Annotated in this window: 13 protein-coding genes; 4 read left to right on the top strand and 9 right to left on the bottom strand. The window is 69.4% G+C overall.

Features of this window, described 5'->3' with window-relative positions; genetic code table 11:
• The first annotated feature begins 1 nt into the window (after position 1).
• From MFM001_RS14015 to MFM001_RS14005, 3 genes are all read left to right on the top strand, one after another.
• The gene (locus MFM001_RS14015; protein ID WP_116376091.1) at positions 2-1504 is read left to right on the top strand and encodes a glycoside hydrolase family 57 protein; all 1503 of its coding nucleotides are present in this window, start codon (positions 2-4) and stop codon (positions 1502-1504) included.
• Between the two features lie 91 nt (positions 1505-1595).
• Positions 1596-2819 carry a glycosyltransferase family 4 protein gene (locus tag MFM001_RS14010; RefSeq protein ID WP_116376090.1) on the top strand — a complete coding sequence of 408 codons (1224 nt, stop codon included), beginning with the start codon at positions 1596-1598 and terminating at the stop codon, positions 2817-2819.
• A gap of 49 nt (positions 2820-2868) precedes the next feature.
• Entirely contained in the window at positions 2869-4917 is a 2049-nt protein-coding gene (locus tag MFM001_RS14005) for an MMPL family transporter (RefSeq protein WP_116375881.1), read from the top strand.
• Here MFM001_RS14005 and MFM001_RS14000 read toward each other — a convergent pair.
• Positions 4914-5651 carry an acyltransferase gene (locus MFM001_RS14000; protein ID WP_116375880.1) on the bottom strand — a complete coding sequence of 246 codons (738 nt, stop codon included), beginning with the start codon at positions 5649-5651 and terminating at the stop codon, positions 4914-4916. The two genes, MFM001_RS14005 and MFM001_RS14000, sit on opposite strands and share 4 nt — an antisense overlap.
• Before the next feature lie 131 nt (positions 5652-5782).
• Here MFM001_RS14000 and MFM001_RS13995 point away from each other — a divergent pair, with 131 nt between their 5' ends.
• Positions 5783-7042, top strand: a complete 1260-nt coding sequence (locus MFM001_RS13995; protein ID WP_371685546.1) for a PQQ-binding-like beta-propeller repeat protein — start codon at positions 5783-5785, stop codon at positions 7040-7042.
• Positions 7043-7130: 88 nt separating this feature from the next.
• Here MFM001_RS13995 and MFM001_RS13990 read toward each other — a convergent pair whose 3' ends face one another.
• The 8 genes from MFM001_RS13990 to ctaD form a co-directional block, all read right to left on the bottom strand.
• The gene (locus MFM001_RS13990) at positions 7131-7823 is read right to left on the bottom strand and encodes an esterase (RefSeq protein ID WP_116375878.1); all 693 of its coding nucleotides are present in this window, start codon (positions 7821-7823) and stop codon (positions 7131-7133) included.
• Between the two features lie 66 nt (positions 7824-7889).
• The gene (locus tag MFM001_RS13985; RefSeq protein WP_160118019.1) at positions 7890-9098 is read right to left on the bottom strand and encodes a class I SAM-dependent methyltransferase; all 1209 of its coding nucleotides are present in this window, start codon (positions 9096-9098) and stop codon (positions 7890-7892) included.
• Positions 9032-10000 (bottom strand): class I SAM-dependent methyltransferase, encoded by a 969-nt coding sequence (locus MFM001_RS13980; RefSeq protein ID WP_116375877.1) that lies wholly within the window; start codon positions 9998-10000, stop codon positions 9032-9034. Before MFM001_RS13980 ends, MFM001_RS13985 begins: the two co-directional genes overlap by 67 nt.
• Entirely contained in the window at positions 9987-10736 is a 750-nt protein-coding gene (locus MFM001_RS13975; protein ID WP_371685539.1) for an enoyl-CoA hydratase, read from the bottom strand. The genes MFM001_RS13980 and MFM001_RS13975 overlap by 14 nt, the downstream gene beginning before the upstream one ends.
• Complete coding sequence (locus MFM001_RS13970) at positions 10733-11527, bottom strand: NUDIX domain-containing protein (protein WP_116375875.1); 795 nt, start codon at positions 11525-11527, stop codon at positions 10733-10735. Before MFM001_RS13970 ends, MFM001_RS13975 begins: the two co-directional genes overlap by 4 nt.
• Positions 11524-12366 carry an ABC transporter ATP-binding protein gene (locus MFM001_RS13965; protein ID WP_116375874.1) on the bottom strand — a complete coding sequence of 281 codons (843 nt, stop codon included), beginning with the start codon at positions 12364-12366 and terminating at the stop codon, positions 11524-11526. Before MFM001_RS13965 ends, MFM001_RS13970 begins: the two co-directional genes overlap by 4 nt.
• A 9-nt stretch (positions 12367-12375) precedes the next feature.
• Positions 12376-13602 (bottom strand): phosphoserine phosphatase SerB, encoded by a 1227-nt coding sequence (serB, locus tag MFM001_RS13960; RefSeq protein ID WP_192886952.1) that lies wholly within the window; start codon positions 13600-13602, stop codon positions 12376-12378.
• Between the two features lie 19 nt (positions 13603-13621).
• Complete coding sequence (gene ctaD, locus MFM001_RS13955; RefSeq protein WP_116376088.1) at positions 13622-15367, bottom strand: cytochrome c oxidase subunit I; 1746 nt, start codon at positions 15365-15367, stop codon at positions 13622-13624.
• Positions 15368-15510 lie beyond the last annotated feature (143 nt).

Here is a 15510-nt window from a genome sequence, read left to right as displayed (position 1 = left end):
CATGTTCACGCTGGTGCTGCACACGCACCTGCCGTGGCTGGCCCACCACGGCCGCTGGCCGGTCGGCGAGGAATGGCTCTACCAGTCGTGGTCTGCGGCGTATCTGCCGCTGCTGCGGGTGCTGCACACCCTGGCCGCCGAGGACCGGCGCGGCGTGATCACGCTGGGCATGACGCCGGTGGTGACAGCCCAGCTCGACGACCCGTACTGCCTCGACGGCATGTATCACTGGCTGGCCAACTGGCAACTTCGCGCCACCGAGGCGGCGACGCTACCGTCGTTGCGCGAGTTCGGGATTCGTGAGGGCGCCGAAGCCGACCGGGCGCTTGCCGACTTCGCCACGCTGTGGCACCACGGCGGCAGCCCGCTGCTGCGCGGCCTGATCGACGCCGGCACGGTGGAACTGCTCGGCGGCCCGCTGGCCCACCCGTTCCAGCCACTGCTGGCGCCGCGGCTGCGCGAATTCGCGCTGCGCGAAGGCCTGGCCGACGCGCGGCAGCGGTTGGCGCACACCCCGACCGGGATCTGGGCACCCGAATGCGCTTACGCGCCCGGCATGGAAAACGACTATGCCGCAGCAGGAGTCGGCCATTTCATGGTCGACGGCCCGTCGCTGCACGGCGACACCGCGCTGGGCCGGCCGGTGGGCGAGACGGACGTGGTGGCGTTCGGTCGCGACCTGCAGGTCAGCTACCGGGTGTGGTCGCCGAAATCCGGCTACCCCGGACATGCCTCCTACCGCGACTTCCACACCTACGACCATCGCACCGGCCTGAAGCCGGCCCGGGTCACCGGCCGCAACGTGCCCTCGGATGCCAAGGCGCCCTACGACCCCGAGCGGGCCGATCGCGCGGTCGACGTCCACGTCGCCGACTTCGTCGACGTCGTCCGCGCGCGACTGACGAGCGAATCCGAGCGGATCGGCCGCCCCGCGCATGTGGTGGCCGCCTTCGACACCGAGTTGTTCGGCCACTGGTGGTACGAGGGCCCGACGTGGCTGCAGCGGGTGCTGCGCGCGCTGCCGGAGGCCGGGGTACGGGTCGGCACTCTGAGCGACGCGATCGCCGACGGCTTCGTCGGTGCGCCGGTCGAATTACCGCCCAGCTCTTGGGGTTCCGGCAAGGACTGGCAGGTGTGGGCGGGCGAGAAGGTGGCCGACCTGGTGCAGCTCAACACCGAAGTCGTGGACACGGCGCTCTCCACCGTCGACAAGGCGCTGTCCCAGACCGCATCGCTGGACGGGCCGACCCCCCGCGACCAGGTGGCCGACCAGATCCTGCGCGAGACGCTGTTGACGGTGTCCAGCGACTGGCCGTTCATGGTCAGCAAGGACTCTGCGGCGGACTATGCGCGCTACCGGGCGCACCTGCACGCGCATGCCACCCGCGAGATCGCCGACGCGCTGGCATCCGGGCGCCGTGAGGTGGCGCAGCGACTGGCCGACGGCTGGAACCGCGCCGACGGGCTGTTCGGCGCGCTGGACGCGCGAAGGCTCCCCCGATGAGGCTCTGTTGCGGCGAGCGTGCGTGTTTGTCCGTCAACACGCCGCGTCCCGAGCGGTTTTGCACACGCTCGCGCCGGAAGTGGACCCGCACGTGAAGATCCTGATGGTGTCGTGGGAGTACCCGCCGGTGGTGATCGGCGGGCTCGGCCGCCACGTCCACCACCTGGCCACGGCACTGGTCGCGGCCGGTCACGAGGTCGTCGTGCTGTCGCGTCGCCCGACGGGCACCGACCCGAGCACGCACCCGTCGTCGGATGAGATCAGCGAAGGCGTGCGGGTGGTTGCAGCGGCACAGGACCCGCACGAGTTCACCTTTGCCGACGACATGATGGCCTGGACCCTGGCGATGGGCCACGCCATGACCCGCGCCGGCCTGGCACTGGACTTCACGCCCGACGTGGTGCACGCGCACGACTGGCTGGTGGCCCACCCGGCGATCACGCTTGCCCAATTCTACGACGTACCAATGGTTTCCACGATCCACGCCACCGAAGCGGGCCGGCACTCCGGCTGGGTTTCCGGCTCGATCAGCAGGCAGGTACACGCCGTCGAGTCGTGGCTGGTGCGTGAATCCGATTCGCTGATCACATGTTCGGCGTCAATGGGCGACGAGATCACCGAGCTGTTCGGACCGGGCCTGGCCGAGATCACCGTGATCCGCAACGGAATCGACGCTGCCCGTTGGCCTTTCGCTCCGCGGCGGACGCGCACCGGACCGGCGGAACTGCTGTATGTGGGACGGCTGGAATACGAGAAGGGCGTGCACGACGCGATCGCCGCGCTGCCCCGCATCCGTCGCACCCATCCCGGTACCACGCTGACCATCGCCGGGGAGGGCACCCAGCAGGACTGGCTCGTCGAGCAGGCCCGCCGGCACCGGGTACTCAAAGCCACCAAGTTCGTCGGGCGGCTCGACCACGACGACCTGCTGACCGCGCTGCACCGCGCCGACGCCGCGGTGCTGCCCAGCCACTACGAGCCGTTCGGGCTCGCCGCGTTGGAAGCAGCCGCCGCCGGCACACCGCTGGTGACGACGAACATCGGCGGCCTGGGCGAGGCGGTCATCGACGGCCAGACCGGAATGTCGTGCCCGCCACGCGATGTGGCCCGACTGGCGACCGCGGTCCGCACAGTGCTCGACGATCCCGCCGCCGCACAGCGCCGCGCGTACGCCGCGCGGGAACGGCTCACCTCCGACTTCGACTGGGACACCGTGGCCGGGGAGACCGCGCAGGTATACCTGGCGGCCAAGCGTCGCGAACGTCAGCCGCTGCCCCGGCTGCCGATCGTCGAGCACGCGCTGCCGGACCGCTGAATCGGCTGGAAACCCGGTGCGCGGGAGCCAGTTAGAGCAAGCAACTGAAATGGTGACCTGGGACCGCCTTGCCGCCGCCGTGACCGGCCGCCGTTCCTGGTTGATCGCCCTTCCAGCGGTGCTCGTCGCCGCCGGTTTCATCGCGCTGATCGGTGCCAACACCGCCGCAGGCCAGGCGCCAGTGGCGCTGCCTCCGAGCTCCGAATCGGCCCGCGCCGAAGCACTCGCCGCCCGCTTCCCCGACGGCGACCGGACACCGGTGATCTTGGTGGTCACCCGGTCGGACGGCTCCCGGCTGGGTGCGCCGGACGTGGCGGCCGCCGACCGGGCGCACGCCCGGATGCAGGCCGTCGCGAGCCCCGCTCCCCCGATGACCGTGTCGACCGACGGGCAGGCCGCCGTCGGCGTGGTGACCGTCAGCGCAGGGTTGTCCGGCCTGGCTCTCGACGACACGGTGGCCGCGCTGCGGCGCGCCGCGGCGACTGGCCTGCCGCCGGACCTTCGCGCTCATGTCACCGGCGGACCGGCATTCGGCGCCGACATCGCCAACGCGTTCGCGGGGGCCAACATCACGCTGTTGGCGGTGACGGCGTCGGTGGTGGCGCTGCTGCTCGTCGCCACCTACCGCTCGCCGGTGCTGTGGCTGGTGCCGTTGGCGGTCATCGGGTTCGCCGATCGGGTCGCGACGGCGGTCGGCACCGCCGTGGCCGGGTTGACCGGGCTGACCTTTGACGGCTCCACCGCCGGGATCACCAGCGTGCTGGTATTCGGGGCCGGCACCAATTACGCGCTGCTGTTGATTTCGCGCTACCGCCAAGAGCTTCGCCGCAACACCGACCACCGCGAGGCGCTGCGCCGCGCGGTAAGCAGGGCCGGGCCGGCCATCGTGGCCAGCAACGCCACGGTGGTGCTGGCGTTGTTGACCCTGCTGCTCGCCGTAATCCCCAGCACCCGCAGTCTGGGCGTGCTCGCGGCGTGCGGCCTGGTGGTCGCCGCAGTCTCGGTGCTGGTGGTGTTGCCGCCGGTGCTGGCGTTGTGTGGCCGTCGGCTGTTTTGGCCGCTGATCCCGCACCCGGGCGATGATCCGGGTGTCGAGTCGGGGCCATGGCATCGCGTGGCCGAGTCGGTTGCCCGGCGCCCGGCCCTGGTTGCCGTAGTTGCGATCGCGGTACTGGCCGTGATGGGCACCGGGCTGCTGGGTCTGCGAATCGGCCTGTCGCAGACAGAACAATTCCGAGTCGAGGCCGACTCGGTGACCGGGTTCCAGGCGCTGGCCAGTCACTTTCCCGCCGGCCTGGCCAGCCCGACCACGGTGATCGCACACACGTCAAGCAAAACCCGAGTGCAACAAGCGATCAACGCCACACCCGGCGTGGTGTCGGCGACTGCGTCGAATTCATCGCCCGATGTGACGAAGTGGTCGTTGGTGATCGAGGCGGCACCGTCGTCAGATGATGCCTTCAGAACCATTGCGGTGCTGCGTGATTCACTCAGAACAACGAACCCGGGTGCTGTGGTGGGCGGTGCGGACGCCCAGGCGCTCGATATTCGCGACGCCGCCGCGCGTGACCGGCTGGTGGTGATTCCGGCCATTCTGGTGGTCATCGCGATTGTGCTCTACATCCTGCTGCGCTCGGTGTTCGCGCCGCCGACGCTGCTCGCCGCGACCATCCTGGGCGCGCTGGCGGCGCTGGGTTTGGGCGGCTGGGCCAGCGTTCACGTCTTCGGATTCCCAGCGCTGGACAACAGCACACCGTTGTTCGCGTTTTTGTTCCTCGCAGCGCTGGGTGTCGACTACACGATCTTTTTGGTCACCCGCGCCCGCGAGGAAGCAGCCGGCCATGGCGCACGCGACGGCATGATGCGCGCGGTGTCGGTGACGGGGGGTGTAATCACCAGTGCCGGAATCGTTTTGGCCGCGGTCTTTTGTGTGCTCGGCGTGCTGCCGCTGATTGTGCTGACTCAGCTGGGCATCATCGTCGGACTCGGGATCCTGCTCGACACCTTCGTCGTTCGCACCCTGGTCATTCCCGCGTTGTTCGCGTTGATCGGTGACCGCATCTGGTGGCCCGCCGACCCGACCCGCAACAATGGTTAGCGCGCGGCCTTTTTGCGTTCGATGTCGGCCAGCGCCGCCGCCAGCTCGGCCCGCTGTGCCGCCGACGTCTCCCAGGCCAGCTGGCGGTTCTTGACCACTTTGGCCGGGGCGCCGACGGCGATCGAGTAGTCCGGGATGTTGCCCTTGACCACGGCGTGCGAGCCGAGCACGCAGCCCCGGCCAATGGTGGTGCCGCGCAACACCGTCACCTTGGCGGCAATCCAGGTGTCCGGCCCGATGCGGACCGGCGCCTTGACGATGCCTTGGTCTTTGATCGGCATCGTGATGTCGTCCATCCGATGGTCGAAGTCACAGATGTAGCACCAGTCGGCCATCAGCACCGAATCGCCGATCTCGATGTCGAGGTAGGTGTTGACGACGTTGTCGCGGCCCAGCACCACCTTGTCGCCGAATCGCAGCGAGCCCTCGTGGGCGCGGATCGTGTTCTTGTCGCCGATGTGCACCCAGCGGCCGATCTCGAGTTGCGCCAGCTCCGGCGTCGCGTGAATCTCCACGTCCTTGCCGAGGAACACCATGCCTCGGGTGATGATGTGCGGGTTGGCCAGCTTGAACTTCAGCAGCCGCCAGTAGCGGACCAGGTACCACGGCGTGTAGGCCCGGTTGGCCAGCACCCACCTCAGCGATGCCAGCGTCAAGAACTTGGCCTGGCGCGGGTCGCGCAGCCGCGATCCCCGCCACCGGCGATGCAGGGGCGCCCCCCACATTGTCGTCATGGCCGGAGAGCTTAATCCAGCAAGCACCCGTTACTCTCGGCACCGTGTCCCGGCCCGCTGCCCCTGCGTCGACTGTGGGGGTTATGGACACAAAAGCCGGGATCTTTCGCCATAGCCCCCACGCTCGGCGCATCGCGTGCGCCGCAGTGGTGCTGTTGACCCTCTCCGGCTGCCGCAACACCGACTCGTGGGTCGACGCCGCCCCCGCCCCAGGATGGCCCGCGCAATACGCCGACGCGTCCAACACCAGCTACACCGCCACCGCAGGCGCGACGGCGCTGAAGCTGGACTGGACGCGGTCGGTGAAGGGCAGCCTGGCCGCGGCACCGGCGCTGAGCGGCCGGGGCTGGATGACGCTCAACGCGCAAACCCCGGCCGGCTGTTCGCTGATGGAGTGGGAGAACGACGACAACGGCCGGCAGCGCTGGTGTGTCCGGCTGGTCCAGGGCGGCGGCTTCGCCGGCCCCCTGTTCGACGGTTTCGACAACGTCTATGTCGGCCAGCCCGGTGCGATGATGTCCTTTCCGCCCACCCAGTGGACCCGCTGGCGGGCCCCGGTGATCGGAATGCCTTCCACCCCAAGGATTCTCGACGGCGGTCAGTTGCTGGTGGTGACCCATCTGGGTCAGGTGCTGGTGTTCGACGCCCACCGCGGCACCGTGGTCGGTAGCCCGCTGGATCTGGTGGAGGGCGTCGATCCGACCGATCCCACCCGTGGACTTTCCGACTGTGAGCCGGCTCGGCCCGGCTGCCCGGTTGCCGCGGCGCCGGCATTTTCTCCGGCGAGCGGGTCGGTGGTGCTGGGACTGTGGCAACCCGGCGCACCCGCGGCGACGCTGGTCGGGCTGAAATACCACCGTGGCCAAAACCCGCTGCTCACCCGGGAGTGGACCAGCGACGCCGTGGCAGCCGGGGTGCTGGCCAGCCCGGTGTTGTCCGCCGACGGCTCGACCGTCTACGTCAACGGCCGCGACCAACGGCTGTGGGCGCTGCACGCCGCCGACGGAAAGCCGAAATGGTCAGCGCCGCTGAAGTTCTTGGCGCAGACGCCGCCGGCCCTGACGCCGGGCGGGCTGATCGTGTCCGGCGGCGGTCCCGACACGCAGCTGGTCGCCTTCAAAGACGCCGGCGATCACGCCGAACAGGTCTGGCGCCGCGACGACGTCAACCCGCTGTCCACGTCGAGCCTGGCCGGAAGCGACGTCGGCTACGCGGTGGCCAAAGAACACGGCATGTCACTGCTCGTCTTCGATCCGCGCGACGGCCACACCCTCAACAGCTATCCGCTGCCCGAAGCGACCGGCTACCCGGTGGGGGTGTCGATCGGCCATGACCGCCGGGTGGTCGCCGCCACCAGTGACGGCCAGGTGTACAGCTACTCACCCGCGTAGCGGCGATCGCAAGCGCGGCGAAGCCGGGCGCTGGGGGCACCCCCAGCCGCGAAGCGGCCAGGGGGACGGGTCGCCGCGCGACGACCCGCTACACCGCCAGCGGCGGGATCGCGTTGCGCGGCACCTGCGCCTGGGCGGGGCCGGCGAACGGCGGCAGCAGTTCCCCGGGCGCGAAGTAGAAGATCAGCGAGTCGTCGGTGATCGCGAAGTTCTGGTAGTGCGACGAGTCCAGGCCGGTGCCCGGCGGGATCGCGCCGCCCAGCCCGGTCTGACGTCCGAGCTCGCGCTGCACGATCGGATAGATGGCGTCCAGCGGCTTGCTGTTCGGCGCGAACAGCGTGTCGAAGGTGATCGGCTGGCGTTTGTCGAGGTCGTAGTTGAAACCCTTGTAGAAGGTCGATGGCCGCGGCCCGCCCAGGTCCTCGAACACCTTGAGCACCACGCTCTGGGTGCCCTTCGGCGGTTTACCCGAGTGGTACTGCTCGGAGGTGACTTCCATCTGGTAGGGCTGGTCGCGCGGCCCCGACGTCTGCGCGACGTTGACGAACCCGTCGCGGTTCTGGGTGAGGTAGTCAGTCAGGGCTTGCTGGTCGGGATAGTCGACCGGGAACTTCATGTCGAGCGTGTAGGTGGCGTTCGAGGTGTGCACATGACACGTCTGCCCGCTCTCGACGCTGCCGCCCATGCCGGCGCACGACGGGTCGGCGACGGCCAGCGGCCCGGCCGGCCAGCCCACCAGGGCTCCGGCCGCCAGCAGTGCGGCCGCGATCACAGTGCGCATCGTCGATGTGTCCTCGCAAACTCAAAAGACGGCGCAGCCGCCGTCCCGGCCAGCCTACCGGGGCGCTCATCGCGACGGACGACAAACGAACACCGTCCCGCCGGAGCCGATCCGGGCGACGACCGCCGACAAAGCTCGCCCGCCGCGCAGCCGCAGCCGCTTCCGCAACGCGTCGGGGTCGACGTCCACGCCGCGGACCAGAATCTCCAGGGCGCCGCAGTCCAGCGCCGCCAGCGCCTGACGCAGCCGTCGCTCGTCGAACGCCAGCTGCTCGAGAATCTCGAAACCACGCACGCCGGGCGGCAACCGGTCGCCGGACAGGTAGGCGATGTCGGGGTCAAGTTGCCACAGCCCGTGCCGCGTCGCGTAGTGGCGCACCAGACCGGCCCGCACCACCGCCCCGTCGGGGTCGACGATCCAGCGCCCCGCGGGCCGCACCGGGCAGTCGTCCGGCTCGGCGTCGGTGAGCTGTTCGCCGCGGTCCAGCACCGTGGCCCGACGTTGCACGCCCTGCTCGGCCAATGCGCCCGACCACAGACACGCCTCGCGAACCGAGCCGCCGTAGGAGGTCACCTCGATCTCGCCGTCGAAGCCCAGACGTCGCACGGCGTCGAAGTCGATTCCGGGAGCGCACTTTACAACCAGCGGGCGGTCGCGGTAGACGTCGAGCAACGCGTCCAGCGCCGGCTGGTAGTCACGCGGGTTGAATCGGCGCCGCCCGCCGCTGCGTCGCCCTGGGTCGGCGACGACGACCGCGTCGCGGGTGACTGGGTGCAGCGCGTCGGCGCGGCACAGCGCGACATCTCCCACGTTGTGCCGCGCCATCGCCAGCCGCACGGGGTCGATGTCGCTGCCGACCGTCCGCGCGGCGCAACCCCGCAGCGCCGCCAGTTCGGTGCCGATCGAACACGTCACGTCGTGCACCACGAGGCCGGCCAGCCGTTGCGCGCGATGCCGGGCGACCGGTGCGGCGCTGGCCTGCTGCAGCGCCTCGTCGGTGAACAGCCAATCGCCCGTGCCCGGCAGTTTGACGGCCGCGCGTCGTCGCAGCAGCACGGTTTCCACCAACGCCGGTGTGCGCTCGCCGAACCGGGCCCGTATCGCGGAAACATCCCCGACCAAGTCGGTCAACTCGAAGCCGGCCACCTCGGCCAGCGCCGCGAAACCCGCCTCCGATGCCAGGTAGGCAACGTCGTCGAGCCCGAACTTCAGGACGGCTTGACCCCGGTGATCATCACGTTGTAGAACCAGCCCTTCGGCACCACCCGCCGCCAGACGTTCTCGTCGACCCAGGTCAGCGTCTTCCAGCTGGTGAACGCGAACTTGGCCCATCCCCAGCCCAGTCGCTCAGAAGGCACCGCGTACTCGAACGTGCGCAGCGGCCACCCCACCATCGCGGCGGTGAACTCGACGGTGGCGGTCTGCACGTCGGCGGCGCCGGCGGCGGCGGCCATCCTTTCCAGGTCGCCGGGGGCAAACGTGTGCAGGTCGACGACGGCCTCCAGCGCCGCAGCTCGAGACGATTCGTCGAGCTCGGCTTGCGGTCGCCGCCAGGCGCCCAGACCGGGCAGTTTGGCGACGTTGGTGGCGACGCGCCAGGTCAGTGTGGACAGCGCCCGGGCGTAGCCGTCGCCGACGGTGGTCGGCTCGCCGGCGAACACGAACCGCCCGCCCGGCCGAAGTACGCGCAGCACCTCACGCAGCGACAGCTCGACGTCGGGAATGTGGTGCAGCACCGCATGTCCGACCACAAGGTCGAAGGTGTCGTCGTCGTAGGGGATGCGCTCGGCGTCGGCCACCCGGCCGTCGATGTCGAGGCCCAGCGACTGCCCGTTGCGGGTTGCGACCTTGACCATGCCCGGCGACAGGTCGGTGACCGAGCCGCGCCGGGCCACCCCGGACTGGATCAGGTTTAGCAGGAAGAAGCCTGTGCCACAACCTAATTCAAGAGCCCGGTCGTACGGCAGCCGGTGGATCTCGTCGTCGGGAACAACGCCGTCGAAGCAGTCGCGCGCGTAGTCGACGCAGCGCTGGTCATAGGAGATCGACCACTTCTCGTCGTAGTTCTCGGCCTCCCAGTCGTGGTAGAGCACCTGGGCCAGCTTGCTGTCGTGCCGCGCTGCTTCCACCTGCTCGGCAGTGGCGTGGGGCTGCGGCGCCGGATCAGTCCTGGTCATGGTGGCCCAGCTTAACGGCACGGGCGAACACGTCCAGATAGCGGCGGCGGTCGGCGGCCAGCCGCTCGGCTGGTGCCAGCGCGTAGACGTCGTCGATGCCGGCCTTGGCGGCGGCCAGCGCGTACGGCGGGCCGTCGACAAACCGGGCGGCCCACGCCGCGGCGGCGTCGTACACGTGGTCCGGGGCCACCATGTCGTCGATCAGGCCCAAAGCCAGCGCCTCTTCGGCGTCGAAGAACCGCCCGCTGTACACCAGTTCCTTGGCCCGGCTGCCGCCGACGGTGCGGGTCAGCCGCGCGAGGCCGTCGCCGTCGGGAATCAGGCCGGCCAGGATCTCCGTCGCGCCCAACCGCACGTTGTCGCCGGCCACGCGCCAATCCGCGGCCAGCGCCAGGGTCAGTCCGGCGCCCAGCGCGTATCCGGTGACGGCGGCGACGGTCGGTTTCGGGATTGCCGCTATGGCGTCCACGGCCTCGCGGCGTACCCGCGCCCAGGTCTCGGCCTCCGCCGTGGTCAGCGCGCGCAGCGCCGGCATGTCGTCGCCGGCCGAGAAGATCTCGTGCCCGCCGAACAAGATCACCGCGGCGACGTCGTCACGGCGGCCCAATTCCGCTGCGGCCCCGGCGATTTCGCGGTAGACCTGGCGGGTCATCGCGTTGGTCGGCGGCCGCGACAGCAACAGGGTCGCGACGCCGGGCCGGTTGGCGTCGGTGTGGACGCTGACGAACTCGGTCACGGCCACCGCCGGCCCCGCGCCTGGTTGTAGCGGTCGGAGTCGAAGAACTCGAACTCCCAGTTGTCGCCCTTGACCGCCAGGTCCGGTTGCACCGCAACGATCTTGCGCTGCACCGCCAGCACGTCGGCGACGGTGTGACCGGCCAGCGAGTCCAGCTGCGTCCAGGTCGGCGGCAGCAGGAAACTGCGACCGGCCGAGAAGTCCTCGATTGCCGCCTCCGGGGTCGTCCAGTCGGCGTGGTCGGATTCGGTGTTCTCGCCGTCGGCGCGCTGCCCCGCCGGTAACGCGCCGACGAAGAAATAGGTGTCATAGCGGCGGGTGCGTTCGGCCTCCGGGGTGACCCAGTTGGCCCACGGCCGCAACAGGTCTGCGCGCAACACCAGGTTCTCGGTGCGCAGGAAATCGGCGAACGACAGTTCACCCGCGGCAAGCGCCAGCCGCGACTCGCGGTAGATCGAGGCGTCGCCGACGATGCCGTGCGGGTCATCGGCCGGCCCGGCGAACAGCACGCCGGACTCCTCGAAGGTTTCCCGGGCGGCCGCGCAGACCAGCGCCTCGGCCAGGTCGGTTTCGATGCCGAACCGCTGGGCCCACCAGGACGGTTCCGGTCCGGCCCAGGCGATCTCGGCGTTGCGGTCGCGGTCGTCGACCCCGCCGCCCGGAAACACCATCACGCCGGCGGCGAAGTGCATTTTCGAGTGCCGCCGCATCAAAAAGACGGCGATGCCGTCGTCGGTGTCGCGGACCAGCATCACCGTCGCCGCCGGCCGTACCGGCAAGGGTGCGCTCATGCCCGCCTCCGGTGCGCCGCGCGGGTGCGGGTGCGACGGGCGAAGTACCGCCCGTCGATGACGTCCACGGCGATCGACTGCCCGAACGCCCGGGACAGGTTCTCGGCGGTCAGCACGTCGGGCAGCAGGCCCGACGCGACGACCTGACCCTCCGACAGCAACATGCAGTGCGAAAAGCCCGGCGGGATCTCCTCGACGTGATGGGTGACCAGCACCAGCGCCGGCGCGTCCGGGTCGGCGGCCAGGTCGGTCAGCCGGGCCACCAGCTCCTCGCGGCCGCCGAGGTCCAGGCCGGCGGCCGGCTCGTCGAGCAGCAGCAGCTCGGGGTCGGTCATCAGCGCGCGGGCGATCAGCACCCGCTTGCGTTCCCCCTCCGAGAGGGTTTCGTAGGTGCGGTCGGCCAGGTGCTCGGCGCCCAGGCTCTCCAGCATGTCGATCGCCCGGTGGTAGTCGACGTCCTCGTAGCGCTCCTTCCACCGGCCCAGCACCGCGTAGCCCGCGGAGACGACGAGGTCGCGTACCGCTTCGTGGCCGGGCACCCGCTGCGCCAGCACCGAGGAGCTCAGGCCCACCCGGGCGCGCAGCTCGGACATGTCGACGCGGCCCAGCCGCTCACCGAGCACATACGCCACCCCCGACGACGGGTGTTCGGCGGCGGCGGCGATGCGCAGCAGCGACGTCTTGCCGGCGCCATTGGGGCCCAGGATCACCCAGCGTTCGTCGAGCTCGACCGACCAGTCGACCGGCCCGACCAACACCCGTCCGTCGCGGCGCAGCGAAATGTCGTGAAAGTCGATCAGCAGGTCGGGGTCGGCTGCCTCACTTGCGGATTCGGCCACCCTGGCACCCTACTCGGGCGGAATCTCGACCCGGCGGCGCACGCCGTCGACCGCGTCGGCGGCCTCGATCTCGCCGCGGGTCACCCCGAGAATGAACAGCACGGTGTCCAGATACGGGTGGCTCAGCGACGCGTCGGCGACCTCGCGCAGCGCCGGTTTGGCGTTGAATGCCACGCCCAACCCCGCCGCGGCCAGCATGTCGATGTCGTTGGCGCCGTCACCGACCGCGACGGTCTGCTCCATCGGCACCCCGGCCTGATGGGCGAAGTCGCGCAGCGCCTTGGCCTTGCCCGCCCGGTCGATGACCTGGCCGACCACCCGGCCGGTGAGCTTGCCGTCGACGATCTCCAACTCGTTGGCGGCGACGAAGTCGAGCATCAGCTCGTGCGCAAGCGGCTCGATCACCTGCCGGAACCCGCCTGAGACCACGCCCACGTGAAAACCCAAGCGCCGCAACGTGCGTAGCGTGGTCCGCGCGCCCGGGGTCAGTTCCAGCTGCGACGCGACCTCCTCGACCACCTCGACGGGCAGCCCTGCCAGGGTGGCCACCCGCTGGTGCAGCGACGCGGCGAAGTCCAGTTCGCCGCGCATGGCGGCGTCGGTGATCGCGGCGACGGCCTCCTGGGCGCCGGCCCGGGCGGCCAGCATCTCGATGACCTCGCCCTGGATCAGCGTCGAGTCGACGTCGAACACGATGAGCCGCTTGGCCCGCCGCGACAGGCTGTAATCCTCGACCGCCACGTCGACGCCGGCGTCGGCGGCCACCCGCGTCATCGCCGCCTGCAGCTGCCCGCCGATGCCTGGCGGCACCGAGACCCGCATCTCCAGCCCGGTGACCGGGTAGTCCGAGATGCCCCGGATGACGTCGATGTTGACGCCGAGCTTGGCCACCTCCTGGGCGACCGCGCCGAACGCCTCCGCGGTGATCGGGCGGCCCAGCACCACGATGGTGTGCGTCGACGGCTCCCGAATGATCGGCAGGTCGTCGCTGCGCTCGATCGTGACGTCCAGGCCCTTGGCGTGGACGGCCGCCGCGACGTCTGCGCGCAGCGCGTCGCCCTCGGCCACCTCCGGCGTGGTGGACACCAGCACGCCCAGCGTCAGCCGGCCCCGGATCACCACCTGTTCGACGTTGAGCAGCTCAACTTTGTGCGACGAGAGCACCTCGAACAGTGCGGACGTCACACCTGGCTGGTCGACACCGGTGACGGTGATCAGCACCGACACCTTCGGCACGGTCACCTCGAGACGACGGTCAGCTGCGGACTTCGACGTCGTCGGCTTCGGTGACGTCGCCGCCGGAGGGATGCGGTCCTCGGCCGATGTGAGCCTCGGCGCGCATCCGTTCCACCATGTGCGGGTAGTGCAATTCGAAAGCCGGCCGCTCCGAACGGATTCGGGGCAGCTCGGTGAAGTTGTGCCGCGGCGGCGGGCAGCTGGTGGCCCACTCCAGCGAGTTGCCGTAGCCCCACGGGTCGTCGACCGTGACGACCTCGCCGTAGCGCCAGCTCTTGAAGACGTTCCAGACGAACGGCAGCATCGACGCCCCAAGGATGAACGCCCCGATCGTGGAGACGATGTTGTACATCTGGAAGCCGTCGGTGGGCAGGTAGTCGGCGTAGCGGCGCGGCATACCGGCGTCACCCAGCCAGTGCTGGATCAAAAACGTGGTGTGAAACCCGATGAACGTCAACCAGAAATGCAGCTTGCCCAGCCGCTCGTCGAGCAGCCGGCCGGTCATCTTCGGGAACCAGAAGTACACCCCGGCGAAGGTCGAGAACACGATGGTGCCGAACAGCACGTAGTGGAAGTGCGCGACCACGAAATAGGTGTCGGTGACGTGGAAGTCCAGCGGCGGGCTGGCCAGCAGCACACCGGTCAGACCGCCGAGCAGGAAGGTCAGCGCAAAACCGATCGAGAACAGCATCGGTGTCTCGAACGTCAACTGGCCCTTCCACATGGTGCCGATCCAGTTGAAGAACTTGATCCCGGTGGGCACCGCGATCAGATACGTCATGAACGAAAAGAACGGCAGCAGAACGGCTCCCGTCGCGAACATGTGGTGCGCCCACACCGCGACGGAGAGCACCGCGATCGACATGGTCGCGTACACCAGCGTGGTGTAGCCGAAGACTGGCTTGCGGGAGAACACCGGGAAGATCTCGGTCACGATGCCGAAGAACGGCAGCGCCACGATGTAGACCTCGGGGTGCCCGAAGAACCAGAACAGGTGCTGCCACAACAGAACTCCGCCGTTGGCCGAGTCGTAGATGTGTGCGCCCAGGTGCCGGTCGGCGGCCAGCCCGAACAGCGCCGCGGTCAGCAGCGGGAAGGCCAGCAGGACGAGGATCGACGTCACCAGGATGTTCCAGGTGAAGATCGGCATCCGGAACATCGTCATACCCGGCGCGCGCATGCAGACCACCGTGGTGATCATGTTGACCGCACCCAGGATGGTGCCCAGACCGGCGACGATCAGGCCCATGATCCACAGGTCCGGCCCGGCCCCGGGCGAGTGGATGGCGTCGGTCAGCGGCGTGTACGCGGTCCAGCCGAAGTCCGCGGCGCCGCCAGGGGTGATGAACCCGGCCATCGCGATCAGCGAGCCGAACAAGAACAGCCAGTAGGAGAACGCGTTCAGCCGCGGGAAGGCCACGTCCGGTGCGCCGATCTGCAGCGGCATCACCAGGTTGGCGAAGCCGAACACGATCGGGGTGGCATAGAACAGCAGCATGATCGTGCCGTGCATGGTGAACAGCTGGTTGAACTGTTCGTTGGACAAGAACTGCAGCCCCGGCGCGGCCAGCTCGGTGCGCATCAGCAACGCCAGCAGGCCGCCGATGAAGAAGAAGACGAAGCAGGTGACGACGTACATGATCCCGATCAGCTTGTGATCGGTGGTGGTCACCAGGCGGTAGATCAGGTTGCCCTTGGGACCCATGCGGGCTGGGAACGGACGACTCGCCTCGAGTTCTCCCAGCGGGGGCGCTTCGGTTGTCAAGAGCTCCTCCAAGACGTGTGGCGGGCAACCGGGAACTTCTGTGAATCCTAACCTTTGAGGGGGGCCGTGCAGGCCCGGGTCCTACAAACCGTCGTAATGAGCTCCGAAGTGCGCGCGGACACGGTGTTACGGTCGGACGCGTG

This window comes from Mycobacterium sp. MFM001, from assembly GCF_003402475.1.
Lineage (GTDB): Bacteria > Actinomycetota > Actinomycetes > Mycobacteriales > Mycobacteriaceae > Mycobacterium.
The sequence above is the reverse complement of the archived record's forward strand: the minus strand, read 5'-3'. Positions and strand labels throughout refer to the sequence as shown.